Genomic DNA, 25,219 nt, shown 5'->3' with positions numbered 1-25,219 from the left:
ACGTGAAGCGCCGATCACCGTACGTGGATCACGGGCGTCCGGGAGCGCCCGCCACCGCTCCTCGCGCCGCCGGGAAACCGCCCGGCGACGGCCGGGAACCGGTCACTCCGTGTTCATCTCACGGGGTAACCGGGGGATCCGCCGGGACGAACACCCGTCCGTCCACGGGCCGTTCTCGCCACAGCTTCAGCGCGATGTCGATCAGCCGGACCCGGCGCAGGCCGGGCACCGCGTCCAGGTCGTGCCAGGCCGCCATGTCGGTGGAGCCGTCGACCTCGTCGCGCAGTTCGCCGCCGACGACGCGGGCCTCGTAGACGATCCGCAGCCCTTGGTGGTCGACGGGGCCCTGGAGACCGGCCCAGCTGCCGAAGACATGCCGGGAGGAGTCCAGGCCGAGCAGGCCCGTCACCTCGACGCGGTAGCCGGTCTCCTCGTCGAGTTCCCGTACGACGGTGTCCAGCGGGTCCTCGCCGTGGTCCATGCCGCCGCCCGGCAGCACCCACTCGTGGCCGCCACCGTCGGCCGGTGAGCGGGCGAGCAGGAGCCGACCGTCGCGAACGACCACGGCGTAGGCCGCCACCCTCAACTTCTTGCGCATATGGGCACGTTAGCGGCGAAGGTCCCGCACAGGGAGCGAATATTCGCCGCACAGGGTTCCCGTAGAGGGTTTTCCCCATAGATCCATATCGTTTCGGTCAACACTCCCCAAACGGCCGTCTGTTGCGTAAAGCTTTCGGCTCGTCCGGTGCCATGTCCCGGACGTTCTCGATCAGGTATGACCAGCCCGGTCGACCGTTCCTTTACCAACAAGGGATGCCGATGACTTTCACCCCCCAGCGCGAACCGATATCCGGCCCCAGACGCGCGGCTCGCATCGCCGCGGCCGTCGGCCTGGTGGCCGCGCTGTCCGCGGCCGGACCGATACCCCTGGCGTTCGCCGCCGACGCGGGCCCCGCCGCCGCGGCCGACCCGGGCGTGAAGTCCGCCCACGACAAGCTCGGCTCCGACGACGCCGGACTGCTCGCCGAGGCCAAGGCCGAGGGCGACAAGACCGTCACGATGATGGTCGCCACCGCGCCGGGGAAGACCGAGCAGGTCGCCGAGCAGCTGGACGCGGTGAACGGCGGCATCGTCGGCCGGACCTTCGACAAGGTCGGCTACGTCCGCGCCACCGTCCCCACCGCGAAGGCGGACGCCGCGATCGCCGCCGCCGCGAAGCTGTCCTCCGTGCACGCCATCGACCTGCGCCAGGACATCGCGCTGGACGACCCGACGCCGAGCGCGGACACCGCCAAGGGCGCCGGGTCCTCGTCGAAGACGAACACCTACGCCGCGCCGGGCAGCAAGACCCGCGCCGAGAACCCGTACAACCCGTCCTTCGAGACGGGCGCCGTCGACTTCGTGAAGAAGAACCCGAAGGCGGACGGCCGCGGTGTCACCATCGGCATCCTCGACTCCGGCGTGGACCTCGCGCACCCCGCGCTGCAGAAGACCACCACCGGCGAACGCAAGATCGTCGACTGGGTGACGGCCACCGACCCGGTCTCCGACAACGACGGCACCTGGCGCCGGATGCTCACCTCGGTCAGCGGCCCGCAGTTCTCCGCGACCCCGGCCACCACCGGTGTGCCCGAGACCTTCAAGGCCCCGGCCGGCTCGTACAAGTTCAACTACTTCTACGAGTCCATCACCGCCGGCGGCGACGAGAAGGGCGACGTCAACCGCGACGGCGACACCACCGACGCCTTCGGCGTGCTCTACGACGCCGCCACCGGGACCGTCCGCGTCGACGCCAACGACAACCTCGACTTCACCGACGACGCGCCGATGAAGCCGTACAAGGCCGGCTACCAGATCGGCTACTTCGGGACCGACAACCCGGCGACCGACGTCGCCGAGCGCATCCCGTTCGTCGTCGAGACCCGCAAGGACGTCGTCTACAACGCCGCCGGGGCCAAGGCCGACTACGTCAACATCGGCATCATCGAGTCCGAGCACGGCACCCACGTCGCCGGCATCACCGCCGCGAACAGCCTGTTCGGCGGGAGGATGAACGGTGCCGCGCCCGGCGCGAAGATCGTCTCCTCCCGGGCCTGCAACTGGACCGGCGGCTGCACCAACGTCGCGCTCACCGAGGGCATGATCGACCTGGTCGTCAACCGCGGCGTCGACATCGTCAACATGTCGATCGGCGGTCTGCCGGGCCTCAACGACGGCAACAACGCGCGCGCCGAGCTGTACACCCGCCTCATCGACACCTACGGCGTCCAGCTCGTGATCGCCGCGGGCAACGAGGGCCCGGGCGCCAACACGATCGGCGACCCCGGTCTGGCCGACAAGGTGATCTCCGTCGGCGCGGCCATCTCCAAGGAGACCTGGGCCTCCAACTACGGCTCCCAGGTGACCAAGAAGTACGCGCTGCTGCCGTTCTCCTCGCGCGGCCCGCGTGAGGACGGCGGCTTCACGCCGACGCTCGTCGCGCCCGGCGCCGCCGTCAACACCACCCAGACCTGGCTGCCCGGCAGCCCGGTCGCCGAGTCCGGCTACACCCTGCCCGCCGGCTACTCCATGCTCCAGGGCACCTCGATGGCCTCCCCCCAGGCCGCGGGCGCCTCGGCGCTGCTGATCTCCGCCGCCAAGCAGAAGGGCATCGCCCTCAGCCCGGCGGACCTGCGCACGGCACTGACCTCCACGGCCCACCACATCAAGGATGTGCAGGCCTACGAGGAGGGCGCGGGCCTCATCGACATCGTCGACGCCTGGAAGGACATCAGGAAGGGCGCCACCGCCCACGAGTACACGGTCAAGGCCCCGGTCGACACCGCGCTCGACCAGGCGCTGAAGACCCCCGGGTTCGGCACCGGCATCTACGACCGCGAGGGCGGCCTGAAGGCCGGCCAGAAGAAGACCTACGACGTCGTCGTCACCCGCACCACGGGTGCCGACGAGGCGGTCCGGCACAAGCTGCGCCTGAAGAACAACGCGGACGGCGCCTTCCGCATCCTCGGCCCGAACACCGTGAAGCTGGAGCTGAACAAGCCGGTCACCGTGAAGATCGAGGCCGCCCCCCCGGTCCGCCGGGATCAAGAGCGTGATCCTCGAGGTCGACGACCCGCACACCAAGGGCGTCGACAAGCAGATCCTCAACACGGTCATCGTCTCCACCCCGGTGACGTACGCCTTCCACGCCGCGAACACCGTGCAGCGCAACAGCTCGCAGCACTACTTCCTGACCGTGCCCGAGGGCGCCAAGACGCTCGAGGTCGCGATCGGCGGGCTGAAGGACAAGAGCCAGACCCGGTTCATCTCGATCCACCCCTACGGTGTCGCCGTCGAGGACAGCGGCACGCCCTTCTGCTACAACAACTACCTCGACGGCAACGGCTGCAAGCCGGACGTCCGCTCCTACGCCGACCCGCTGCCGGGCGTCTGGGAGATCGAGGTCGAGTCGCGCCGCACCTCGCCGCTGCTCGACAACCCGTACACGCTGGACGCCACCGTCTACGGCGCCGCGTTCGACCCGGCGACCGTGACCGTGCCCGAGGCGAAGGTCGGCCAGCCGGCCACCGCCTCCTGGACGGTGACGAACGGTTACGCGGCCGTCGACGGCCACCTGGTGGACGGCCCGCTCGGCTCCTCGAAGACGACCCGTCCGACCATCGCGCAGGGCGAGGAGCAGACCACCACGGTCGACGTCCCCGCGGGCGCCAAGTCCCTCGACGTGCGGATCGGCAAGGTCTCCGACCCCTCCGCCGACCTCGACCTGGTGGTCCTCGACGCGAACGGCAAGCAGGTCGGGATCTCCGCCGACGGCGACTCGGAGGAGGCGGTCTCCCTCGCCTCGCCCGCCGCCGGCACCTACACCATCGTGGTGTCGGGCTACGCGGTCCCGGCCGGGAAGACGGCGTACGACTACTTCGACGTCTTCTACGCCGCCTCGCTCGGCACGATCTCCGTCGACGGCTCCGCGCCGGTGAAGCTGGCCACGGGCGCCTCGGCGCAGGTCTCCGCGAAGGTGACCGCCGCGGCCGCCGCACCGGAGGGCCGGGCCTTCTTCGGCCAGGTCCAGCTGGTGAACGCCCGGGGCACCGTCACGGGCTCGGGCAACGTGGCGATCGAGAAGGTCACCCCGTAACACCCGTACAGAAGGAGGGAGGGGCGGGTGTCCGGGGGGACACCCGCCCCTTCGTCATTCGCAGGCCGTTCCCGCCGCCTGCGGCAGGGCGCGCCGCAGCGGTGTGCGCTCGGCGGCGATGTCCGCCTCGCCGACCGCCCAGACGTCCGGGGAGGACGACCCCTGCGCCAGGGCGACCAGCACATGGTCGCCCTCGGCCACCAGCGGATCCATGTCCCTCGCCAGCACGAACCGCACCTCCCCCGGCGCCTTCTCCGGCTTGTACGAGCGGGTCACGCGCAGGGTGATCCGCTCCTCGTCCGTCCCCGGCACCGCCCGTACGGCCGTCACATCGCCCTCGACGACCAGCCGCGCACAGGCCAGGTAGGCGGAGTCGCCCAGGGGACTGCCCGCGTCCTCCGCACCCGAGGCGGCCTTCGCCCCGCTGTCGGAGCTCGACCCGACGCCGGCCGGACCCGCCTGCACGACCACCCACCCCGCCCCGAACACCAGGGCACCGGCGGCGACGGCGCCCACGGCCCGCAGGGCGAGGGGGCGCAGCCGGGACCGGGGCCGCCGCAGCGGCCGTACGACCGGCGGGGCGGGCCCCTCGACGGGCTCCGTGAGCGCCTCCGCGAGGAGAGCGAGCTGCTCCCTCAGCAGCGCCACGTCCGCCGTCGCCGAGCGGTGCGCGGCCAGCAGGGCGGCATCGGCGCGGGCCTCCTCGGGGAGGGGATCTCCGGTGATCGCGGCCATGAGGGCGTCCATGCCGTCCATGCCGTCCATGCCGTCCATGCCGTCGAGTCCCTCGGGCCCGTCGGGGTTCTCGTGCCGCTGTCCGGGCATGTCACACCACCTCGTCCTCGTGCAGGCGGGCGCGCAGAGCCCGGACCGCCGTGTGCAGGCGGCTCTTGACCGTCCCCTCGGGGACGCCGAGCTCCCGGGCGATCGAGGCGACCGGCAGATCGGCGAAGAACCGCAGGACGACGACCTGGCGCTGGGCGTCGGGCAGATCGTCCAGGCCCTGGGCGACGGCGAGGGAGAGCACGCTGGTGTCCTCGCCCGAAGGGTGTGCGTGCTGGCGCAACGAGGCCAGCCGCTCGCCGAGGCGCTCCTGACGGCGCCGGGCGCGGTGCCAGTCCATGGCGAAGTTGGAGGCGACGACCGCCGCCCACGCGGAGACGTCACGCGGCGCCTCCTGCCCCTTGGCGGCCCGCTCCAGAAGCCGCAGGCGGACCTGCTGTACCCCGTCCGGCAGGTCCGCCTGCGGCACCCCGCCCAGCGCGAGCACCGCCCGCACCCGGCGTTCCTGCGTCACGTCCAGAGGATCACCTCGGTCGTCCCCCTGGACGCGACGGGCGATTCTGCGCAGCACGGACACCCCTCCCCTCGCCGCGTTTCTCCTACGACGCCGCAGGGCGCGCGAACGTTCGGAGGCGTACGTCACATCCGGGCGCCGGGCCGTACGGCTTGCGGCACGACGTGACCGTAGGGCGAATTCCTGCAGATCAACAGGGGTGCGACGGAAGTTCCGAAACCGTTGATCAGGTCGGGGCGTCCCAGTCCTCGGGCATGCGGCGCAAAGAATTGGACAGGTGGACCGGGGTCGGCCGCATGATGGAAAAGCCCCGGTCAAGAGTGAACGTTAGGGAGTCGCCGTGAGGGTCGGAATCGTCGGAGCCACCGGTCAGGTCGGCACGGTCATGCGCAGGATCCTCAAGGAGCGGAACTTCCCCGTCACGCAGCTGCGGCTGTTCGCCTCGGCCCGCTCGGCGGGCACCGAGCTGGACGGCGTCACCGTGGAGGACGCGGCGACCGCCGACTACAGCGGCCTGGACATCGTCCTGTTCTCGGCCGGCGGCGCGACGTCGAAGGCGCTGGCGGAGAAGGTCGCCGCGCAGGGCGCGGTCGTGATCGACAACTCCTCCGCGTGGCGCAGGGACCCGGAGGTCCCCCTGGTCGTCTCCGAGGTGAACCCGCACGCGATCGCCGACCGTCCCAAGGGCATCATCGCCAACCCGAACTGCACGACGATGGCCGCGATGCCGGTCCTGAAGCCGCTGCACCAGGAGGCCGGCCTTCAGGCGCTGGTCGTCGCCACCTACCAGGCGGTGTCCGGCTCGGGTGTCGCGGGCGTGGCGGAACTGCACGGCCAGGCGCAGAAGGTCGTCGCCGAGGCGGACAGGCTCACGCACGACGGCGGGGCGGTGGCCTACCCCGACCCGCAGGTCTACCGGCGCCCGATCGCCTTCAACGTCGTCCCGCTCGCCGGCTCGATCGTCGACGACGGCCTGAACGAGACCGACGAGGAGCAGAAGCTCCGCAACGAGTCCCGCAAGATCCTGGAGATCCCCGACCTCAAGGTCGCCGGCACCTGCGTCCGCGTCCCGGTCTTCTCCGGCCACTCCCTCCAGGTCAACGCCCGCTTCGCGCGGCCCCTGTCCGTGGAGCGCGCCACCGAGTTGCTCGCCTCGGCCGAGGGCGTCGTCCTCACCGACATCCCGACGCCCCTCGAGGCGGCCGGCAAGGACCCGTCGTACGTCGGCCGCATCCGCGCCGACGAGACGGTGGACCACGGCCTCGCCTTCTTCGTCTCCAACGACAACCTCCGCAAGGGCGCCGCGCTGAACGCGGTGCAGATCGCGGAGCTGGTGGCGGCCGAGCTGAAGGGCTAGGGCGCGCCCACGGCGTCCCTGCGGACCTCGTAGAGGAAACAGCCGTACTCGACGGCCCTGACGTGGACGAGCGCCACGTCGGGGTCGTCGAACGCGTCGCGGCAGGCGCGACCGATGTCACCGTCGGCGACCAGTTCCCCGCCGAGGATGTGCCCGGCGGCGGAGTACCGGCGCACGGTGCGGTGCTCCCCCGGGAACGGCAGCCCGCCGCCGGCCGGCCCCGGGCAGTCCCGGCCGTGGACGAAGACGGGCCCCTGCTCGTCGTAGGCGCCCGGCTCGGCCCTGTGCAGCGCCGCCCAGCGGCGCAACGGCGCGTACGACACCAGCGCGATCGTCTCCCCCGGCTCGCTGCGGCGCAGACAGCAGCGCAGGGGCGCGCCGCCCTCCCGGTCGACGAAGGCCACGGTCCGCCGGCCGGCGTCGTCGCGGGTGCGCAGTGCGTCGACGACGTCCGGCGCAATGGGGCGGGGGAGGTGGGTGCGGCCTGTGGTGCTCGCGGTTTCGGTCATGCGTCCCACTCTGGCGCCGCGCCGGGCGGGTCACCGGCGGAATCCGGACGTCGAACCCCGAGCTGTGCTACGGTCGTGGTGTTGCAGTTGTGGTACCCATGAACCTATGTGCGCCTGCTGGGAATGTTTTTCCTCCAGGCGCATTATTTGTTTTACCGGCATCTCCGGATGGGGCCTCTGCTTATAGAACGCCTACTGAAGGAGAAAACAATGGCGCAGGGCACCGTGAAGTGGTTCAACTCCGAAAAGGGCTTCGGCTTCATCGCCCAGGACGGCGGCGGCCCCGACGTCTTCGCCCACTACTCGAACATCGCGACCCAGGGCTTCCGTGAGCTGCAGGAGGGCCAGCGGGTCTCCTTCGACGTCACGCAGGGCCAGAAGGGCCCGCAGGCGGAGAACATCGTCCCCGCCTGATCGCCGGACGCGTATTCCGCTCACCGGGGTCCGCACCGTCATGGTGCAGACCCCGGTTTGTGCTGTTTCCAGGAAGGCAGACCCCCGCATGTCCCGCAGACCCCGGAAAACGAACCGGCGTCCCTCGTCACCCCCACCGTCCACATCGTCGCCGAGGGAATTCCGGCTGCCGGAGAACACGACGCCGGCTCTTCCCGCCGTCGAGGACTTCGCGGCCCTGGACATGCCCTCGGGGCTGCTGAAGACGCTCACCGCGCAGGGCATGACCGCGCCCTTCCCGATCCAGGCCGCCACCCTGCCCAACTCGCTCGCCGGCCGTGACCTGCTGGGGCGGGGACGCACCGGCTCGGGCAAGACCCTCGCGTTCGGGCTGGCGCTGCTGGCCCGTACGGCCGGACTGCGGGCGGAGCCGAAGGCGCCGCTCGCCCTGGTGCTGGTGCCCACGCGGGAACTCGCCCTCCAGGTGACGGACGCGCTGACGCCGTACGCGACGGCGGTGAACCTGCGGGTGGCCACCGTGGTCGGCGGGCTGTCGATCACCAAGCAGGCCGACGCGCTCCGGCGCGGCACCGAGGTGGTCGTGGCGAGCCCCGGCCGGCTCAACGATCTCGTGGAGCGCGGGGACTGCGTCCTCGACCAGGTGCGGATCACGGTCCTGGACGAGGCCGACCAGATGACCGACATGGGCTTCCTGCCGCAGATCACCAAGCTGATCCGGCAGGTGCGGCCGGACGGCCAGCGGATGCTGTTCTCGGCCACCCTGGACGCCAACATCGACCGCCTGGTCCAGCAGTTCCTGACCGATCCCGTGGTGCACTCCGTGGATCCGTCCGCCGGGGCGGTGACCACGATGGAGCACCACGTCCTGCACCTCCAGGACGAGACCGACAAGAAGGCCGTGACCACGCGGATCGCGGCGCGTGACGGCCGGGTCATCCTCTTCCTCGACACCAAGCGGTCCGCCGACCGGCTCGCCAAGCGGCTCCTGTCCGTCGGCGTGCGCGCGGCCGCCCTGCACGGGGGCCGCTCCCAGCCGCAGCGCAACCGCACGCTGGAGCAGTTCAAGAACGGCCAGGTCACCGCGCTGGTGGCGACCAACGTCGCGGCCCGGGGCATACACATCGACGACCTCGACCTCGTCGTTAACGTCGATCCGCCGACCGACCACAAGGACTACCTGCACCGGGGCGGCCGCACCGCCCGGGCCGGCGGCTCCGGCAGCGTGGTCACCCTGGTCCTGCCGGAGCAGAAGCGGGACATGACCCGGCTGCTGTCGGACGCGGGCATCCGCCCCCGGACGGCCCGCATCACCTCCGGCGACACGGAGCTGGCCGCCCTCACGGGCGCCCGCGAACCGTCCGGCGTCGCGGTCACCATCGAACTCCCCGCCCCGGCCGAACCGCCCACACCCCGCCGCCGCACCGCAAGCACAAGCGCAACGAGGCGCCGCAGGGGCACACGGGGCACGCCCACGCCGGACACCACGACGGCCACCGGCGGTTCCACGCGCCGATCGACCTCGCCGGACCCGAACGGCCGCACCACCCCCCGCCGGACCAGGCGCGAGCCGAACGACGACGGCACCACCCGCCGCACGACGGCCGAGGCGAACGGCCGCACCACCGCCCGCCGCACCACGGCCGAGGCGAACGGCGGCGGCACCACCCGCCGCCCCGCGGCCGCCCCGGCGACCGGCAAGGCCGCGCGCGGATCCGGCGCCGCCCCGGGCACGAACGGAACGGGCGGCCGCGGCACCACCCGCCGCACCACCTCCGGCACGGCCGGCGCCAACGGCTCCACCAAGCCGGGCCGCGGCTCCGGCCGCCGCACGGGCAACCGCGGCACCGGAACCACGGGCGGCTCCACCGGAGCCGGGGGCCGGGGCACGGACCGCCGGGGCGCGTAGACCGTTGCCGAGACAGAGGGGGTGGGGGGAGTGGAAAGCACCGGTCGCCCCTCCAACGCGCCCGCCGGACCACCCCTAACGTCGTCGCCCCGGGCACCCGACCCGTGGAAGGATGGCGCAACCCACCCATAACGAGGAGATGACCGCGTGCCTGGCACAAACCTGACTCGCGAAGAGGCGCAGCAGCGGGCGAAGCTGCTCACCGTTGACTCGTACGAGATCGATCTGGATCTCTCCGGCGCTCAGGAGGGCGGCACCTACCGGTCCGTGACCACGGTGCGCTTCGACGTCGCCGAAGGCGGTGCGGAGTCCTTCATCGACCTGGTCGCCCCGGCCGTCCACGAGGTCACGCTCAACGGCGATCCGCTGGACGCGGCGGAGGTCTTCCAGGACTCCCGGATCGCGCTGCCGGGCCTGCTGGAGGGCCGCAACGTCCTGCGGGTCGTCGCCGACTGTGCGTACACCAACACCGGCGAGGGCCTGCACCGGTTCGTCGACCCGGTCGACGAGCAGGCCTACCTGTACACGCAGTTCGAGGTGCCGGACGCCCGCCGGGTGTTCGCCTCCTTCGAGCAGCCGGACCTGAAGGCGACCTTCCGGTTCACGGTGAAGGCGCCGACGGGCTGGACCGTCATCTCCAACTCCCCGACGCCCGAGCCCAAGGACGACGTCTGGGCCTTCGAGCCGACGCCCCGGATCTCCAGCTACATCACCGCGCTGATCGTGGGGCCGTACCACTCCGTGCACAGCGTGTACGAGAAGGACGGGCAGTCCGTGCCGCTCGGCATCTACTGCCGGCCCTCCCTCGCCGAGTTCCTCGACTCGGACGCGATCTTCGAGGTGACGCGGCAGGGCTTCGACTGGTTCCAGGAGAAGTTCGACTACGCGTACCCGTTCAAGAAGTACGACCAGTTGTTCGTGCCGGAGTTCAACGCGGGCGCGATGGAGAACGCGGGCGCGGTCACCATCCGCGACCAGTACGTCTTCCGGTCCAAGGTGACCGACGCGGCGTACGAGCTGCGCGCCGAGACCATCCTGCACGAGCTGGCCCACATGTGGTTCGGCGACCTGGTCACCATGGAGTGGTGGAACGACCTGTGGCTGAACGAGTCGTTCGCCACCTACACCTCCATCGCCTGCCAGGCGTACCACCCCGAGTCGCGCTGGCCGCACTCGTGGACCACCTTCGCCAACTCCATGAAGACGTGGGCCTACCGGCAGGACCAGCTGCCGTCCACCCACCCGATCATGGCCGAGATCCGCGACCTCGACGACGTCCTGGTCAACTTCGACGGCATCACGTACGCCAAGGGCGCGTCCGTGCTGAAGCAGCTCGTCGCCTACGTCGGCATGGACGAGTTCTTCCAGGGCGTCCAGGCGTACTTCAAGGCGCACGCCTTCGGCAACACGCGCCTGTCCGACCTGCTCGGCGCGCTGGAGGAGACCTCCGGCCGCGATCTGAAGGCCTGGTCGAAGGCATGGCTGGAGACGGCCGGCATCAACGTCCTGCGCCCCGAGATCGAGACGGACGCGGACGGTGTCATCACCTCGTTCGCGATCCGGCAGGAGGCCCCGGCCCTCCCCGCGGGCGCCAAGGGCGAGCCGACCCTGCGCCCCCACCGCATCGCCGTCGGCCTGTACGACCTCGACGACGACAGCGGCAAGCTGGTGCGCGGCGAGCGCATCGAGCTGGACGTCGACGGCGAGCTGACCGCCGTACCGCAGCTGGTCGGCACGCGCCGTCCGGCGGTCGTCCTGCTCAACGACGACGACCTGTCCTACGCCAAGGTCCGGCTCGACGAGCAGTCCCTCGCCTTCGTCACCGAGCACCTCGGCGACTTCGAGTCCTCCCTGCCGCGCGCCCTGTGCTGGGCCTCGGCCTGGGACATGACCCGGGACGCCGAACTGCCCACCCGCGACTACCTGTCCCTGGTGCTGTCCGGCATCGGCAAGGAGTCCGACATCGGCGTGGTGCAGTCGCTGCACCGTCAGGTCAAGCTCGCCATCGACCTGTACGGCGCCCCGGCCACCCGTGAGGCCCTCCTCACCCGCTGGACCGACGCCACCCTGGCCCACCTGCGGACGTCCGCCGCAGGCAGCGACCACCAGCTGGCCTGGGCCCGCGCCTTCGCCGCCACCGCCCGTACGCCGGAGCAGCTGGACCTGCTCGAGGCCCTGCTGGACGGCTCGCAGACGATCGAGGGCCTGGCCGTCGACACCGAGCTGCGGTGGGCGTTCGTGGAGCGTCTCGCGGCCGTGGGCCGGTTCGACGAGGCGGAGATCGCCGGCGAGTACGAGCGGGACAAGACCGCCGCCGGTGAGCGCCACGCGGCGACCGCCCGGGCCGCCCGTCCGACGCCGGAGGCCAAGTCGGAGGCCTGGGCGCAGGTCGTGGAGTCGGACAAGCTGCCCAACGCGGTCCAGGAGGCCGTCATCGGCGGGTTCGTCCAGACCGACCAGCGCGAGCTGCTCGCCCCGTACACCGAGAAGTACTTCGAGGTGGTCAAGGGCATCTGGGAGTCCCGTTCGCACGAGATCGCCCAGCAGATCGCGATCGGTCTCTACCCGGCGATCCAGATCTCCGAGGAGACCCTGGCCCGCACGGACGCCTGGCTGGCCGCCGCCGAGCCGAACGCGGCCCTGCGCCGCCTCGTCTCCGAGGCCCGCGCGGGCGTGGAGCGCGCGCTGAAGGCCCAGGCGGCGGACGCGCAGTAGTCCGTTCGCACAGCGATCGTTCGTACGGCGGTCGTTCGTACGTCGATGGGGCGCCCGGTGCCGTACCGGGCGCCACTTCTCTATGACTCCGTGCCGGTGAGGGCGGCCAGGGTCGTGCGCAGGGTGGCCGACTCGGGCATGCCCAGGTCGGTGTAGAGGGTCAGGGCCCGTTCGTAGCAGGTGACGGCGAGCGGGGTGTCGCCGAGTGCCCGGTGCGCGTCGCCCAGACCGCTGTGGGCGCGGGCCTGCTGGCCGGGGTTGCCGATGTCCTCCGCGATGGCGAGGGCGTCGGTGTGGTGGGGGACGGCGTCGAGAGGGCGGCCCGCGGCCCGGGCGGCCTCGCCGAGGCCGTTGAGCGCCCTGGCCTCGCCGTCCCGGTCGCCGTTCTGGAGGTAGAGGGCGAGCGCCTGCCGGTGGCACTCGGCGGCCTCCGCGGGCCGGTCGAGCCGGGTGTGGACGACGCCGAGGCTGTGCAGCGCCCCGGCTTCGCCGTACCGGTCGCCGACCTCCCGGAGCAGGACCAGGGCCTGTTCCTGGTGGCGGGCCGCCGAGTCGAGCCGGCCGAGCCGCGCCTCGACCGTGCCGAGGTCGTTGAGCGCGTGGGCCTCCAGGTACCGGTTGCCGACCGCGCGGAGCAGGGCCAACGCCTGCTGGAGCCGGTCGGCGGCCTCTCCGTAGCGGCCCAGCTGGCCCTCGACGGTGGCGAGGTCCTTCAGCACGACCGCCTCGCCCGAGCGGTCCCCGGCGTTCCGGTACAGCACCAGGGCCTGTTCGAGGAGGCCGACGGCCGACCGGAAGCGGCCCAGCCGCTCGTCGACGAGACCGAGGTTGACGAGGGCGCGGGCCTCGCCGGGCGGGTCGTCGGCCTGCCGGAACAGCGTCAGCGCCTCCTGGAGGTACCGCCGCGCCGGTTCGTGCCGGGCCAGTTGCCAGTGCGCGGTGCCGATGCCCAGCAGCGCGCGGGCCTCGCTCGCCGGGTCCCCGAGCAGCCGGGCGGCGTCCCGGGCGTGCCCGTGGATGGTGAGGCCGTCGGTGTGCCGGCCGGTGATGAGGTGCCGGTACAGGGTGAGGGAGAGCCGGATGGCGTGGCTGGGCCGGCCGTGGGTGGCGGTGTGGGCGGACATCGCCGTCAGACACGCCCGCTCGGCGTTCAGCCAGGCGCGCGCGGCGTCGGGATCGGACAGGTCGGGGGTGGCGGCCTCGGGGGCGGGAGGCCGCAGATGGGCCTCGGCCGGGTGGAGGCAGGTCATGGCGGCGGCCGCGGTGGCGAGATAGTGGTCGAACAGCCGGTCGAGGGCCGCCTCGCGGGCCTGCGGGGCGTCCTCGGCCGTGGCGAGCCGGGTGGCGTAGGCGCGCAGCAGGTCGTGCATGCCGTAGCGGGTGCCGTCCACGCGCTGCACCAGATGGGCGCGGGCGAGGACGTCGAGCATCCGGCGGGCGTCCGCCGGGTCGCAGCCGGTCAGCGCGGCGGCGGCGTGGACGTCGAGATCGGGGCCGGGGTGCAGGCCGAGCAGCCGGAAGGCGCGTGCCGCGTCCGTCGGCAACTGCCGCAGCGACCAGGAGAACACCGCGGTGACGGCGGCCCGGGGGTCGCCGTCCGCGTCGAGCAGGTCCAGGCGTCGCTGCTGGTCGGTGAGTTCGCCGACGAGGTCGGCCAGCGGGGTGGCGGGGCGGGCGACGGCGAGTTCCGCGGCGACCCGCAGCGCCAGCGGCAGCCGGGCGCACTGTGCGGCGAGCGCGTCGACGGCGTCGGGCTCGGCCTCGGCGCGGGGGCCGACGAGCCGGCGCAGCAGGGCGCGGGCGGCGTCGGCGGGCAGCAGATCGAGGTCGAGGCGGTGGGCGCCCTCGCGGGCGACCAGTCCGGCCAGGCTGTCCCTGCTGGTCACCAGGACGGCGCAGGTGCCGGCGCCGGGCAGCAGGGGGCGGACCTGTTCGACGGTGGCGGCGTTGTCCAGGACGATCAGCATCCGCCGGTCGGCGATCTCGCTGCGATAGCGCGCCGCCCGGTCGTCCGGCTCCGGCGGGACGTCCTGGCCCGGGACCCCGAGCGCGGTGAGGAACCGGACCAGCGCGTCGGCGGCGGTCACGGGCCGTTCGGGGTCGTAGCCGCGCAGGTTCACATAGAGCTGGCCGTCCGGGAAGCGGTCCCGGATCCGGTGCGCCCAGTGCACCGCCAGCGCCGTCTTTCCCACGCCCGCCGTCCCGGACACCGCCGAGACCACCACGGCGGACGGCCGGTCCGATGCCCCGACCAGGAGCTTGTCGAGCCGGGCCAGTTCCTCCTCCCGCCCGGTGAACCCCGCGGCCTCCATGGGGAGTTGCGCGGGGACGCTGCTGGGCCGCCCGGTGGCGACGGCGGGAGCCGTGGCGGTGGCGGGCGGCGGGCGGCGGGTCCCCGGTCCGGCGGCCTTCCCGCCGAGGATCGTCCGGTGGGCATGGCGTGCCTCGGCTCCCGGGGCGGTGCCGAGTTCCTCGGCCAGGCGCTTGCCCAGGGCGATGTAGCAGGCGAGCGCCTCCGGGGCACGCCCGGCCGCGTGCAGCGCGCGCATCAGTGCCACGGCGAGCGGCTCGACCAGCGGGTGTTCGGCGACCAGGGCGGACAGCACGTCGACCACCACGGGGTGTCCGCCGACGCGGAGTTCGGCGTCCGCCCAGTCCAGGACGGCGTGGATGCGCTGCTGCGTCCAGCTCTCCCGGGTGCGGGCCGCCCAGTCGCCGGGCAGTCCGGCGAGCGGCTCGCCGCGCCACAGCCCCATCGCCTCCCGCAGCACCGCCACGCGCGCGGCGGCGGAAGCGCCGCTCAGGCGGGCCGTGGTGACCAGGTCGCGGAACCGGTGGGCGTCGACCAGGTCGCGCGGGACGTCGAGCCGGTAGCCCCCCGAGCCGCGCACCAGGGGCGGCCGCGCGGGGGCGTTCCCCGTCTCACCGTCACCGAGGTACGGAAGCGCCTCCGCGAGCGCCCCGCGGATCCGGGCGACATGGGCGTAGAGCGTGGCGCGGACCTGGGCGGGCGGCTCCTCGCCCCAGACCCGGTCGATCAGTGTCTCGGCGGACACCCAGCGGCCCGCGTCCACGAGCAGCGCCGCGAGGAGGGTGCGCCGTTTGGCGGGGCCCAGGTCCACCGGCCGGCCCGACACCCATAATTCCACGGGCCCCAGCAGCCGAAATCCCGTCATGCCGTCCCCCTGCCCGCGCCGAGCCCACCGCGCGATCCCCCTCGCGCGTTCCCCGCCGGGCGCCACCCAACCACCCCGCCACCTGCCAGGCAAGATTCCCGCAAGCTCCCCGCTGCAACCTGGCACCAGGGCACAAGGACACAAGGCACGGCACGCGAAAAGGCCCCGCCCCCGTGCCCGGTCGCGTGGGATGCGCGGGCGGTGGGGGCGGCGGCCTCAGGTGGGATGCGGTGCCGAGAAGCGGAGGGTCAGGCCTTGGCCTTGGCCTTGCCCGGCTTGAAGACGCGGTGGTCGGGGTTGGACTTGTCGAGCACCATGACCAGGCCGGTGATGGCAGCGAAGATCACGAGCGGGAGCACGACATAGAGGCCCAGCGTCTCGCCGACGTTCAGGCCGGTGCCGGGGTCGTCGCCGTCGTCGCGGGTCAGCGCGAGGGCGGGGGACGACATGAGCAGCATCATCAGCGTCGTACCGGCAGCCAGGGCGCCGGCGCGCAGGGCGTTCTTCTTGTCCACAGAGCAAAAGTAGCGAACGCCTCGCGGGGCCGCGCGCCCGGGGTGCCGTAGGGGAGCCCATCACTCCCGCGCCGCCTCCCGGAGGACGTCGAAGAGCCGCTGCAGCCGGGGTGCCGCGGCCAGCTCCTCCAGGGGCATCGGGCGGCCCCGGCCGTCGGCGATCGGCAGCCGCCAGTTCGGATACTGGTCCCAGGTGCCCGGCAGGTTCTGCGGGCGGCGGTCGCCCACGCCGTCCGGCAGCCAGACGCCGATCATGCGGGCGGGGGTGCGCAGCAGGAAGCGGTGGAGGGCCTGCACCTCGGCCTCCTCGGCGGAGCGGTCCCCGCCGCCCGCGCCCCCGGGCAGCACCGCGCCCCCGGCCAGCAGCCCGAGGCGGGTGAGCAGGGCCAGCCACTCCTCCGTGTCGGCGGCGGCCTCCGCGCGTTCCTCCTCGACGGGCCGGGTGAGCAGGCCCAGCCGGTCGCGCAGTTCGACGTGCTCCCCGGTGAGCCGGGCGGCGGTGGACGGCAGGTCGTGGGTGGTGGCGGTGGCGAGGCAGTCGGCGCGCCAGCGCTCCGGCGGCAGCGGGCGCCCGTCGCCGTCCCAGTCCCGCTCGAACCACAGCACGGACGTCCCGAGCACCCCGCGGGCGCGCAGCGCCTCCCGGACGCCCGGCTCGACGGTGCCCAGGTCCTCGCCGATCACCGGCGCGCCGGCCCGTGCGGCCTCCAGCACCAGGACGGCGAGCATGGCCTCGGCGTCGTAGCGGACGTAGGTGCCCTCGGTCGGCGCCTGCCCCTGCGGGACCCACCAGAGCCGGAACAGCCCCATGACATGGTCGATGCGCAGGGCGCCGGCGTAGCGGAAGAGGCCGCGTAGGAGACGGCGGTAGGGCGCGTAGCCGGACTCGGCGAGCCGGTCGGGGCGCCACGGCGGCAGGCCCCAGTCCTGGCCGCGCGCGTTGAAGGCGTCCGGCGGGGCGCCGACGGACATCCCGGCGGCGAGGTACTCCTGCTGCGCCCAGGCGTCCGCGCCGGACGGGTGCACCCCGACCGCGAGGTCGTGCACGATCCCGATCGCCATCCCGGCCTCGCGCGCGGTGCGCTGGGCGGCGGTGAGCTGGGTGTCGGTGAGCCAGGCGAGCCGGGAGTGGAAGCCGACCCGGTCCGCCAGCTCGCGCCGGGCGCGGGCCGTCCCCGCCGAGCGGGGGTCCCTGAGCTCCTCGGGCCAGTCGCTCCACCGCGGCCCGTGCACCTCGGCAAGGGCGCACCAGGTGGCGTGGTCCTCCAGGGCCTGCCCCTGGCCGGCGACGAAGTCGCGGTAGGCCGCCCGCCGGCCGGGCCCGAGCGGCACCGCGGCGACCCGCTCCAGCGCCTCCCGCTTCGCCTCCCACACGGCGTCCCGGTCGATCAGCTCCCCCTTCTCCAGCACCGCCTCCCGCAGCCGCGCCCCGCGCTCCGCCGCCGCGCGGTCCTCGACGTACGCGTACTCGGGGATCTCCTCGACGCGCAGATGCACGGGGTCGGGGAAGCGGCGCGAGGACGGCCGGTACGGCGACGGATCGGTCGGCGCCCCCGGTACGGCCGCGTGCAACGGGTTGACCTGCACGAACCCGGCGCCGAGGACCCGCCCCGCCCAGTCGGCCAGCTCCCCGAGGTCCCCGAGGTCGCCCATGCCCCAGGAGCGGCGGGACAGCAGGGAGTACAGCTGGACGAGGACTCCGTACGAGCGGCGCGGCGGCGTGGGCAGCCGGGGCGGGGCCACGACCAGGTGGACGCGGGCGGTGCGGCCGTCGGGCGCGGTGGCCGTCAGCCGGTGCACCCCGTGCGGCAGCCCGTCGGCGGTGTCGCGGACCTCCCCCTGCTCGGTCTCGACGCGCAGCCGGGTGCCGCCGGGGAGGGCGGTGAGCGCGGCGCACGGGCCGTCGCTCCAGCTGACGACCGTCGGCGGCAGCAGGCGCGCGGCCAGCTCGCGCTCCCGTGCGTCGAGCGCGTCCCGTACGGCCCGCGGGGTGTCCGCGTCGACGCCGAGCGCGGCGAGCGCGCGGGTGACGGCGGTGGGCGAGGCGGTGACCGTGCGGTCGGGGGCGGGCCGGTAGGAGGTGGCGACACCGTGCAGCGCGGCGAGCCGGGCTAGTTCCTCGCCGAGGGGTGCGGTCATCTAGGGCCTCGTGGTGTCGGTGTCCACGGCGGCGAGCGGCGGCTCGCTGGTGAGGGGCTCGGCGTCGGGCAGCGGGGGCTCACTGGTCAGCGGGGCCTGCGCGCACGCGCCTTCGGCGCTGAAGGCGCCCTGGCGGGGTTCGTCGAGCGGGGCGGCGGAGGCTTCCGCCGGGCGTTTGGAGGGGGCGGGCGCGGTCACGGTGGGCTCCTCGTGGGGTGGGGCGTCGGGGTGGGGCGTCGGTCACCGCAGGCCTACCCAGCGGACGCCAGGACAGACGTCCGGACCGCGTCAGACGCGGTCGGTCAGCCAGGACTGGCACTCCGTGCACCGCCGTACCGCGCTGAGCCGGGTGTTGCCCTCCGTCGCCGGCACCGGATGCGCCGCGCTCGCCCGGTCCCACAGGCCGGCCGCCGGCTCGGGGATCCACCCCCACTCGGGCGCTTTCACCAGGTCCTCGATCAGATGGGTGCAGCCGGGGAGGTGCGCGTACCCGGTCCGGGAGATCAGGAGGGCGCCGGGCGGGAAGCGGCGCCACGCCTCGCGGCCCGCGGCGGCGGGCGCGCCCCGGCTCAGCGCCCTCGCCGTGCCCGTGCCGCAGCCCGGGCACCCCATTCCGACGATGAGGTCGCACACCGCGCAGCGCCGCTGCCGGCTGGTCCGGCTGTTCTCGTTCACGTCCCGTCCAACTCGCGATCCCCGCACCGGGACACGGTCGCCCCGGCCCTCGCCGAGCCCTGCCCGTGAACCGGTCGCCGGACCGTCGTCGATAGAGGGGGTGTGAGACTGTTCCGCCCCATGAGGGGCCACGGGGAGAGCGATACGGACGCGGCGCTGCTGCGGGCCGTGGCGGACGGGGACGCGAGGGCGCTGGCCACGCTGTACGACCGGCACGCCGGGTGGGTGTACGCCCGGCTCGTGCGCCGGTGCGCGGATGCCGAGGTGGCGCGGGAGGTGCTGCAGGACACCTTCCTGACCGTGTGGCGGTCGGCGGCCGGGCACCGGGGCGGGGAGGCGGGCGGCTGGCTGTGGACCATCGCCGCCCGGCGGCTCGTCGACACCCGGCGGGCGCAGGAGCGGGCCGGCCGGATCGAGACGGCTCCCCTGGACACCGCCACCCCCTCCGCCGAGACGCCCTCGGCCGAGGAACGGGTGCTGGCCGGGCTGGAGTTCGGCGACGTGGGCACCGCCCTGGAGCGGATCTCGCCCGAACTGCGGGAGGTGCTGCGCGCGACGGTCGTCGACGGGCTCACCACCCGGGAGGCGGCCCGGCTGCTCGGCATCCCCGAGGGCACGGTCAAGACCCGCGCCCAACGTGCCCGCGCCGAACTGCGCGCGGCACTCGCCCGATTGAGCCCCGCTCCGGCCTCGGGAGGCCTGGTATGAGCACCGATCGCCTCGGCAGGCGCACCGATGTCCGGCACGTGTCGGACGACGTGGCCGCCCGGTACGCCGACGGCACCCTCGCGGAGGCCGACGCCTGGTCCCTGGAGAGCCATGTGGAGCGGTGCGGGGGGTGCGCGGCGCGCGTCGCGGCGGCGGTACGGCGGCTGCCTGTGCCCGCGCTGGTCCTGGCGGAGGTCCGGAAGGCCGTACTGGAGGACCCCGTACCGGGAGACGTCCGCGCGCCCCTTCCCGCGCCGCCCGCCCCGCGGGCCCGCCAGTGGTCGTCGTTGCTCGCGCGGGCCGTGTGGGCCGCCGGGCCCGCCGTGCGCGGGGGCTGGCTGCCCGCGGTGCTGCTGGTCGCGCTGGGGGCGCTCGGCCTGGCGTACGGCGCGGACGTCGACGGCGTACGACCGCTGCTGCTCGCCCTCGCACCGGTGGTGCCCGTGGCCGGGGTCGCCGTGTCCTACGGGCGGTACGCCGATCCGCTGCACGAGATCGCGGCGGCCACCCCCTCCGGCGGACTGCGGCTGGCCCTGACCCGGACGGCCGCCGTCCTCGGGGTCAGCGTGCCGCTGCTCACCGTGACGGGGCTGCTGCTGCCCGCCTCCGGGGCCCCGGGCGCGGCGGCCTGGCTGCTGCCGGGCCTGGCGCTGACCCTGGCCTCGCTCGCCCTGTCCGGGTACGTCGGCTGCCGTACGGCGACGGCGGTGACCGGCGGCGGCTGGCTCGCCGCCGTCCTCGCCCCGGTCCTGACCTCGCCCGGCGGCACTGCGGTCAGCCGGCTCGCCGAGCAGCTCTCGCGCTGTCTGGACGGCGCCCCGGCCCAGGGCGCGTGGGCGGCCGCGGCCGTGCTGTGCGCCGCCGTGCTGGCCGCCCGCCGCGGCGCCCTCGACGGCTTGGAGCGACGGTGAGCCGTCCCACCAACCCGAGCCCCACCACGAACCCCCTCTCGGGAGATGAAGTGAGCACCATACGTGTGTCCGGAGTGCGTGTCCGGCACCGCAGGACCGTCGCCCTGGACGGCGTGGACCTCGATCTCGGCGTCGGGGTGCACGGTCTGCTCGGCCCCAACGGCGCCGGGAAGACCTCCCTGATCCGGGTGCTGGCCACCGTCGCGCGGCCGGACGCCGGGCGGGTGGAGATCCTCGGCGAGGACGTCGGCGAGCCCGCCCGGCGCGGCACGGTCCGCGCCCGGCTCGGCTATCTGCCGCAGGAGTTCGGCCACTACCCGGGCTTCACCGTGCGCGAGTTCGTCGCGTACGTGGCCTGGCTGAAGGAGATGCCCGCCGCCGGCACCCCGGCCGCCGTCGAGCGGGCGGTGCGCCGGGTCGGTCTGGAGGACCGCATCGACGCCAAGGTGCGGACGCTGTCCGGCGGCATGGTCCGCCGGGTCGGCATCGCGCAGGCCGTGGTCAACGACCCGGACGTGCTGCTGCTCGACGAGCCGACGGCGGGCCTCGACCCGGAACAGCGGGTGGAGTTCCGCGCGCTGCTGCGGGAGCTGGGCTCCACCTCGACCGTGATCGTCTCCACCCACCTGGTGGAGGACGTGGCGGCCGCCTGCACCGAGGTCACCCTGCTGGACGCGGGGCGGGTCGCCTACCGGGGGACCCCCGCGTCGCTCAGCGCGCTCGGTGAGGCGCCGGGGGTGGGCGACAGCGTCATCGAGCGCGGCTACACGGCCGCCCTGCGGGCCCACCGCGCCGGGGCGGAGGCGGCGGGATGAGCCTCGTACGGGAAAGGGCGGCGGCGCGGCCGGTGCTGACGCATCCGCTGCGGGCCGAGGTGGCGCGGGGGTTCGCGCCGTTCGCCGGGGCCGTGGCCTTCCTGTTGCCGGCCGTGGCGCTGGGTGTCGTGGCGGACCGCTGGCAGGGCGGCTGGGCGGAGACCCGCTCCGAGCTGCACAGTGTGCTGCTGATCGTCCTGCCGCTCGGGGCGGCCGCGGGCTGCTGGCAGGGCGGGCGGGAGCGCCGGCGGCGGACCGAGGAGCTGTGGGGGACGGCCGTGCGGGGGCCGCTGGCCCGGTTCCTGGCGTCGGCGGTGCCGCTGGCGCTGTGGGTGACGGGCGGGTACACGCTGGCGGCCGCGGGGGCGCTGCTCGCGACCTGGCCGTACGCGACCGGGGACCGGCCCTACGCGGACCTGTTGCCGACGGACGTGGTGGCGCTGGCTGCCCTCGTCGTGGTCGGCCAGGTCGTGGGGCGGCTGGTCCCCTCGCGGTTCGCGGCCCCGCTGCTGGCACTCGGGGGGTACGGGGCGCTGGGCCTGTGGGGGCGGGCGGACACCGGCCCGGGTCGCTTCCTGAGCCCGGCGTTCCCCGTGGCGGAGGGACTGGTCCCCGTCGGACGGCAGCCGTGGGCGATGGCGGTGTGGGTGGCCGGTCTCGCCACGGCGGCCGTGCTGGCCTACGCGGCGCGGCGCCGGTGGACCGTCCTGCTGCCGCTCGCGGCGGCCGTCGCGGCGGGCGGGCTGCTGGTGCAGACGGGGGACGGGCTGTGGCGGACGAACCCGGTCGGGAACCGGCAGGTGTGCGACACCTCGACGACGCCCCAGGTGTGCGTCAACGCCCGCTACGGCGCACTGTTGCCGCAGGTCACAGCCGCCCTGTCGGGGATCACCGGCCGACTGGACGGGGTACGGAACCTGCCGGTCCGGTTCGTGGACCGGCCCGGTGAGCCGCGCGTCGGCGAGGTGCAGCTGCCGATGCTCACCCCACTCGGCTCGTCGCTGGTGCGGGGGCGGCTGACCGATCCCGGGCAGTACGCCTGGGAGGCGGTGGCGATGCTTCAGGACCGGGGGGACTGCGGGACGCTCGACCGGCGCATGAGCCTGGCGGACGACGCCGTGCAGCACTACCTCGCGCCGAGTCCCGCGGAGGGGTACGTCGACCGGCTGGCCGCGCGGGGCGACGAGGAGCGGCGGGCCGGGCTCGCGGACCGCAGGGCGGCCCGGGAGCGGCTGGCCTCGATGGGGGCCGGCGCGCGCCGGGCGTGGCTGTCGGCGTACTTCGCGACGGCCGGCGACTGCGACGCGCGGAAGGTGCCGGCGCTGTGAGCGGGGTCCTGCTGTACGCCCGGTCGCGGGCCGTCCCCCGCGCCCTCGCCGTACTCGCCGCGGCCGCCGTCCTGACCCTGGGGACGGCGGCGGGCACGGGCTCCGGCGGGGCTCCGGACCGGCTGCTGCCGCTGGTGACGGTGACCCCGCTGCTGGCCGCGGCGGTGACCGGGGCGAGTCTGCACTCGGCCTCGGACGAGCTGGACCGTACGGCCGTGCGCCCCTGGTGGCCGCTCCGGCTGGCCCAGCTGCTCGGCCTGACGGCGGTGGCGGCGGTCCTGCTGCCGGTCGCGGTGCCCGGGGACGCACCGGCCGTCCTGCGCAACCTGCTGGGCTGCACCGGGCTCGTCGCGGCCTCCGCCGTCCTGCTGGGTGCCCGGCTGAGCTGGCTGCCGGCCTGCGGTTACGTCGGCGCGGTGTCCCTGGCGTCGGACGGGGTGCGCGGACGCGCGGTCACCGTGTGGGCCTGGCCGACCCAGGCGGGGGACGTGACGGCGGCGTGGGTCGCGGCCGGGTGCCTGTGCGTGCTGGGCACGGCCCTGTACGTCACACGGGGCGCCCGCCCCGAAGGGCCCCGTGGCTGAACCGGCGGGCGCCGGTGCCACGGGGCATGAAGAAGCCCGGACCGTCAGGCGGAGATGCCGTCGATCCGGGCCAGGGCGTCGTCCGCGCCGTACGGCTGCAAGTACGGCAGCCAGCGCGGGTCCCTGTGGCCCGTGCCGATGATGCGCCAGGCGAGACCGGTGGGCGGGGCGGGTTTGTGGCGCAGTCTCCAGCCGATCTCGACGAGGTGCCGGTCGGCCTTGACGTGGTTGCAGCGGCGGCAGGACGCCACGACGTTGTCCCACACGTGCTTGCCCCCGCGGCTGCGCGGGATGACGTGGTCGACGCTGGTTGCGACGCCACCGCAGTACATGCACCGGCCCCCGTCCCGCGCGAAGAGCGCCCGACGGGTCAGAGGAACGGGCCCCCGATAGGGAACCCGGACGAATCGCTTGAGCCGGACCACGCTGGGTGCGGGGACTGTGACGGTCGCGCTGTGCAGGAAGGCGCCGGATTCCTCGAGGGAGACTGCCTTGTTCTCCAGGACGAGGACGAGCGCGCGGCGGAGCGGTACGACGCCGAGCGGCTCGTACGACGCGTTGAGGACCAGGACATGCGGCACGGATGCCTCCTTGGGCGTCGGCGGCGCGTGGCTTGCGCCGGGACGATCTGCAGTCAGTCTCTCCTCTGGCCTGGCGGACGCGCCACCATGTCCCGGTAACGGGCTGGGAGTGTTTTCGACCACACCCGGATACATCCCCCGGATCATGGCCTGTTCAAGCGCAGGTGAGCACTGTCTCTCCTTGCCGCATCGGACGGACCCACACACAATGCCCCGTTAGTGTGGTGGTTCTGCCCGTCCGGTGATCCTTTCGTGACCTGTACGACCTTGACGACCTGACCATCGCACCGGAGGCGGACCGCTGCACCTGGAGGTACCTGCCGTGTCCTTGCCCGCCGTCCTACTGGCCGCCGGCCCCTCGCCCTCGCCGACCCCCTCGGAGTCGCCGACCGTGACGGTGCCGTCGCTCCAGGACGCACAGGAGAGCGCGACGAACGCGGCCAGCTGGGTCGAGCAGAACTGGCAGACCTGGCTCGCCATCGGTCTGCGCGTGCTGCTGATCCTGGTGATCGCGGCGGTGCTGAGAAAGTTCGTGCTGCGGGCGATCACCAAGCTCATCGACCGGATGAACCGTACGGTCGAGTCGGCCGCCGAGGGCTCCCCCACGCTGGGGGGCCTGCTGGTCAACGCCGAGCGGCGGCGCCAGCGGTCGCAGGCGATCGGGTCCGTGCTGCGCTCGGTGGCGAGCTTCCTGATCCTCGGCACGGCGGCGCTGATGGCGCTGTCCGCCTTCGAGATCAACCTCGCCCCGCTGCTGGCCTCGGCCGGTGTCGCGGGTGTGGCGATCGGTTTCGGCGCCCGCAACCTGGTCACGGACTTCCTCTCCGGCGTCTTCATGATCCTGGAGGACCAGTACGGCGTCGGCGACCAGATCGACGCGGGCGTCGCCACCGGCGAGGTCATCGAGGTCGGTCTGCGGGTGACCAAGCTGCGCGGCGCCAACGGCGAGATCTGGTACGTCCGCAACGGCGAGGTCAAGCGGATCGGCAACCTCTCCCAGGGCTGGGCGACGGCCGGTGTCGACGTCACCGTGAAGACGTCGGAGGACCTCGACCGGGTGAAGGCCACGCTGGACGAGGTCGCCGAGAAGATGAGCAAGGAAGAGCCCTGGAACGAGCTGCTGTGGAGCCCGATCGAGGTGCTGGGCCTGGACAGCGTGCTGCTGGACTCGATGGTCGTCCGGGTCTCGGCGAAGACCATGCCGGGCAAGGCGCTGTCGGTGGAGCGCGAGCTGCGCTGGCGCGTCAAGCGTGCGTTCGACGCGGCGGACATCCGGATCGTCGGCGGCGCGACGGCTCCCGCCGAGGAGGACCCGGTCGACACGACGGCGGCCGTCGCGGCCCCGTCGGTCTTCTCCAACGCGGACTCGCCGCAGGTCGCGGCCGCCTCGCCGATCGCTCCGCAGCGGGCGGTGACGCCCTCTCCGAAGTAGGGCGAAGGAGGGCGAAGGAGGG

Annotated in this window: 20 protein-coding genes and 1 pseudogene; 11 read left to right on the top strand and 10 right to left on the bottom strand. The window is 73.8% G+C overall.

The annotated features are described in order from the left end of the window. Nucleotides 1-118 precede the first annotated feature (118 nt). Complete coding sequence (locus tag AQJ58_RS01945; protein WP_107121936.1) at nucleotides 119-598, bottom strand: NUDIX hydrolase; 480 nt, start codon at nucleotides 596-598, stop codon at nucleotides 119-121. A 221-nt stretch (nucleotides 599-819) separates the two neighbouring features. On the opposite strand from AQJ58_RS01945, the pseudogene AQJ58_RS01940 reads away from it, so the two are divergent. Continuing rightward, nucleotides 820-4,135: pseudogene (locus tag AQJ58_RS01940) on the top strand (S8 family serine peptidase). A 54-nt stretch (nucleotides 4,136-4,189) separates the two neighbouring features. On the opposite strand, the gene AQJ58_RS01935 reads toward AQJ58_RS01940, so the two are convergent. Together AQJ58_RS01935 and AQJ58_RS01930 are read right to left on the bottom strand one after the other, a co-directional pair. After that, the gene (locus AQJ58_RS01935; RefSeq protein ID WP_234359931.1) at nucleotides 4,190-4,960 is read right to left on the bottom strand and encodes a hypothetical protein; all 771 of its coding nucleotides are present in this window, start codon (nucleotides 4,958-4,960) and stop codon (nucleotides 4,190-4,192) included. A 1-nt stretch (nucleotide 4,961) separates the two neighbouring features. Next, complete coding sequence (locus AQJ58_RS01930) at nucleotides 4,962-5,495, bottom strand: sigma-70 family RNA polymerase sigma factor (RefSeq protein ID WP_107121935.1); 534 nt, start codon at nucleotides 5,493-5,495, stop codon at nucleotides 4,962-4,964. Between the two features lie 277 nt (nucleotides 5,496-5,772). Between AQJ58_RS01930 and AQJ58_RS01925 the strand changes: the two genes are divergently transcribed. Continuing rightward, complete coding sequence (locus AQJ58_RS01925; protein ID WP_067244174.1) at nucleotides 5,773-6,789, top strand: aspartate-semialdehyde dehydrogenase; 1,017 nt, start codon at nucleotides 5,773-5,775, stop codon at nucleotides 6,787-6,789. On the opposite strand, the gene AQJ58_RS01920 is transcribed toward AQJ58_RS01925, so the two are convergent. Beyond that, complete coding sequence (locus AQJ58_RS01920) at nucleotides 6,786-7,298, bottom strand: DUF1203 domain-containing protein (RefSeq protein ID WP_067244172.1); 513 nt, start codon at nucleotides 7,296-7,298, stop codon at nucleotides 6,786-6,788. The two genes, AQJ58_RS01925 and AQJ58_RS01920, sit on opposite strands and share 4 nt — an antisense overlap. A 210-nt stretch (nucleotides 7,299-7,508) precedes the next feature. Between AQJ58_RS01920 and AQJ58_RS01915 the strand changes: the two genes are divergently transcribed. The 3 genes from AQJ58_RS01915 to pepN all read left to right on the top strand — a co-directional run bounded on the left by AQJ58_RS01915 (nucleotide 7,509) and on the right by pepN (nucleotide 12,333). Then, the gene (locus tag AQJ58_RS01915; RefSeq protein ID WP_020943502.1) at nucleotides 7,509-7,712 is read left to right on the top strand and encodes a cold-shock protein; all 204 of its coding nucleotides are present in this window, start codon (nucleotides 7,509-7,511) and stop codon (nucleotides 7,710-7,712) included. 88 nt (nucleotides 7,713-7,800) lie between these two features. Beyond that, complete coding sequence (locus AQJ58_RS01910) at nucleotides 7,801-9,618, top strand: DEAD/DEAH box helicase (RefSeq protein WP_067244170.1); 1,818 nt, start codon at nucleotides 7,801-7,803, stop codon at nucleotides 9,616-9,618. A gap of 147 nt (nucleotides 9,619-9,765) precedes the next feature. Then, nucleotides 9,766-12,333: an aminopeptidase N gene (gene pepN, locus AQJ58_RS01905; RefSeq protein WP_067244168.1), complete on the top strand. Its 2,568-nt coding sequence runs from the start codon at nucleotides 9,766-9,768 to the stop codon at nucleotides 12,331-12,333. A gap of 80 nt (nucleotides 12,334-12,413) precedes the next feature. On the opposite strand, the gene AQJ58_RS01900 is transcribed toward pepN, so the two are convergent. The 5 genes from AQJ58_RS01900 to AQJ58_RS01880 form a co-directional block, all read right to left on the bottom strand. Beyond that, nucleotides 12,414-15,509: an AfsR/SARP family transcriptional regulator gene (locus tag AQJ58_RS01900; protein WP_067244167.1), complete on the bottom strand. Its 3,096-nt coding sequence runs from the start codon at nucleotides 15,507-15,509 to the stop codon at nucleotides 12,414-12,416. Between the two features lie 248 nt (nucleotides 15,510-15,757). Continuing rightward, nucleotides 15,758-16,024, bottom strand: coding sequence for a hypothetical protein (locus AQJ58_RS01895; protein ID WP_067244165.1), 267 nt, complete (start codon nucleotides 16,022-16,024; stop codon nucleotides 15,758-15,760). A gap of 60 nt (nucleotides 16,025-16,084) precedes the next feature. Beyond that, entirely contained in the window at nucleotides 16,085-18,163 is a 2,079-nt protein-coding gene (malQ, locus tag AQJ58_RS01890; protein ID WP_067244163.1) for a 4-alpha-glucanotransferase, read from the bottom strand. Continuing rightward, on the bottom strand, nucleotides 18,164-18,361 hold the full coding sequence (locus AQJ58_RS01885) for a hypothetical protein (protein ID WP_067244161.1): 198 nt from the start codon (nucleotides 18,359-18,361) through the stop codon (nucleotides 18,164-18,166). A 90-nt stretch (nucleotides 18,362-18,451) separates the two neighbouring features. Beyond that, entirely contained in the window at nucleotides 18,452-18,838 is a 387-nt protein-coding gene (locus AQJ58_RS01880) for a hypothetical protein (protein ID WP_079078641.1), read from the bottom strand. Between the two features lie 120 nt (nucleotides 18,839-18,958). Between AQJ58_RS01880 and AQJ58_RS01875 the strand changes: the two genes are divergently transcribed. Genes AQJ58_RS01875 through AQJ58_RS01855 form a run of 5 tightly spaced genes read left to right on the top strand, consistent with a single transcriptional unit; the run spans nucleotide 18,959 to nucleotide 23,184 of the window. Beyond that, the gene (locus tag AQJ58_RS01875; RefSeq protein ID WP_067244160.1) at nucleotides 18,959-19,546 is read left to right on the top strand and encodes an RNA polymerase sigma factor; all 588 of its coding nucleotides are present in this window, start codon (nucleotides 18,959-18,961) and stop codon (nucleotides 19,544-19,546) included. Continuing rightward, entirely contained in the window at nucleotides 19,543-20,457 is a 915-nt protein-coding gene (locus AQJ58_RS01870) for a zf-HC2 domain-containing protein (protein ID WP_067244158.1), read from the top strand. Before AQJ58_RS01875 ends, AQJ58_RS01870 begins: the two co-directional genes overlap by 4 nt. Nucleotides 20,458-20,507: 50 nt before the next feature. Further along, complete coding sequence (locus tag AQJ58_RS01865) at nucleotides 20,508-21,272, top strand: ABC transporter ATP-binding protein (protein WP_234359930.1); 765 nt, start codon at nucleotides 20,508-20,510, stop codon at nucleotides 21,270-21,272. Further along, on the top strand, nucleotides 21,269-22,600 hold the full coding sequence (locus tag AQJ58_RS01860) for a hypothetical protein (protein ID WP_067244156.1): 1,332 nt from the start codon (nucleotides 21,269-21,271) through the stop codon (nucleotides 22,598-22,600). Before AQJ58_RS01865 ends, AQJ58_RS01860 begins: the two co-directional genes overlap by 4 nt. Then, entirely contained in the window at nucleotides 22,597-23,184 is a 588-nt protein-coding gene (locus AQJ58_RS01855; protein WP_067244154.1) for a hypothetical protein, read from the top strand. The genes AQJ58_RS01860 and AQJ58_RS01855 overlap by 4 nt, the downstream gene beginning before the upstream one ends. A gap of 44 nt (nucleotides 23,185-23,228) precedes the next feature. On the opposite strand, the gene AQJ58_RS01850 is transcribed toward AQJ58_RS01855, so the two are convergent. Then, nucleotides 23,229-23,765, bottom strand: a complete 537-nt coding sequence (locus AQJ58_RS01850) for an HNH endonuclease (RefSeq protein WP_067244152.1) — start codon at nucleotides 23,763-23,765, stop codon at nucleotides 23,229-23,231. 322 nt (nucleotides 23,766-24,087) lie between these two features. Between AQJ58_RS01850 and AQJ58_RS01845 the strand changes: the two genes are divergently transcribed. Beyond that, on the top strand, nucleotides 24,088-25,197 hold the full coding sequence (locus AQJ58_RS01845) for a mechanosensitive ion channel family protein (RefSeq protein ID WP_067244150.1): 1,110 nt from the start codon (nucleotides 24,088-24,090) through the stop codon (nucleotides 25,195-25,197). Nucleotides 25,198-25,219 lie beyond the last annotated feature (22 nt).

The sequence above is a fragment of the Streptomyces sp. DSM 15324 genome (assembly GCF_001514285.1).
Taxonomy (GTDB): domain Bacteria; phylum Actinomycetota; class Actinomycetes; order Streptomycetales; family Streptomycetaceae; genus Streptomyces.
The sequence above is the reverse complement of the archived record's forward strand: the minus strand, read 5'-3'. Positions and strand labels throughout refer to the sequence as shown.

Excerpts from the sequence above, each read along its gene's own strand:
- AQJ58_RS01920 (WP_067244172.1), bottom strand. The coding sequence starts at position 7,298 with ATGACCGAAACCGCGAGCACCACAGGCCGCACCCACCTCCCCCGCCCC.
- malQ (WP_067244163.1), bottom strand. The coding sequence starts at position 18,163 with ATGACCGCACCCCTCGGCGAGGAACTAGCCCGGCTCGCCGCGCTGCAC.
- AQJ58_RS01915 (WP_020943502.1), top strand. The coding sequence starts at position 7,509 with ATGGCGCAGGGCACCGTGAAGTGGTTCAACTCCGAAAAGGGCTTCGGC.
- AQJ58_RS01945 (WP_107121936.1), bottom strand. The coding sequence starts at position 598 with ATGCGCAAGAAGTTGAGGGTGGCGGCCTACGCCGTGGTCGTTCGCGAC.
- AQJ58_RS01875 (WP_067244160.1), top strand. The coding sequence starts at position 18,959 with ATGAGGGGCCACGGGGAGAGCGATACGGACGCGGCGCTGCTGCGGGCC.
- AQJ58_RS01935 (WP_234359931.1), bottom strand. The coding sequence starts at position 4,960 with ATGCCCGGACAGCGGCACGAGAACCCCGACGGGCCCGAGGGACTCGAC.
- AQJ58_RS01870 (WP_067244158.1), top strand. The coding sequence starts at position 19,543 with ATGAGCACCGATCGCCTCGGCAGGCGCACCGATGTCCGGCACGTGTCG.
- AQJ58_RS01900 (WP_067244167.1), bottom strand. The coding sequence starts at position 15,509 with ATGACGGGATTTCGGCTGCTGGGGCCCGTGGAATTATGGGTGTCGGGC.
- AQJ58_RS01910 (WP_067244170.1), top strand. The coding sequence starts at position 7,801 with ATGTCCCGCAGACCCCGGAAAACGAACCGGCGTCCCTCGTCACCCCCA.
- AQJ58_RS01860 (WP_067244156.1), top strand. The coding sequence starts at position 21,269 with ATGAGCCTCGTACGGGAAAGGGCGGCGGCGCGGCCGGTGCTGACGCAT.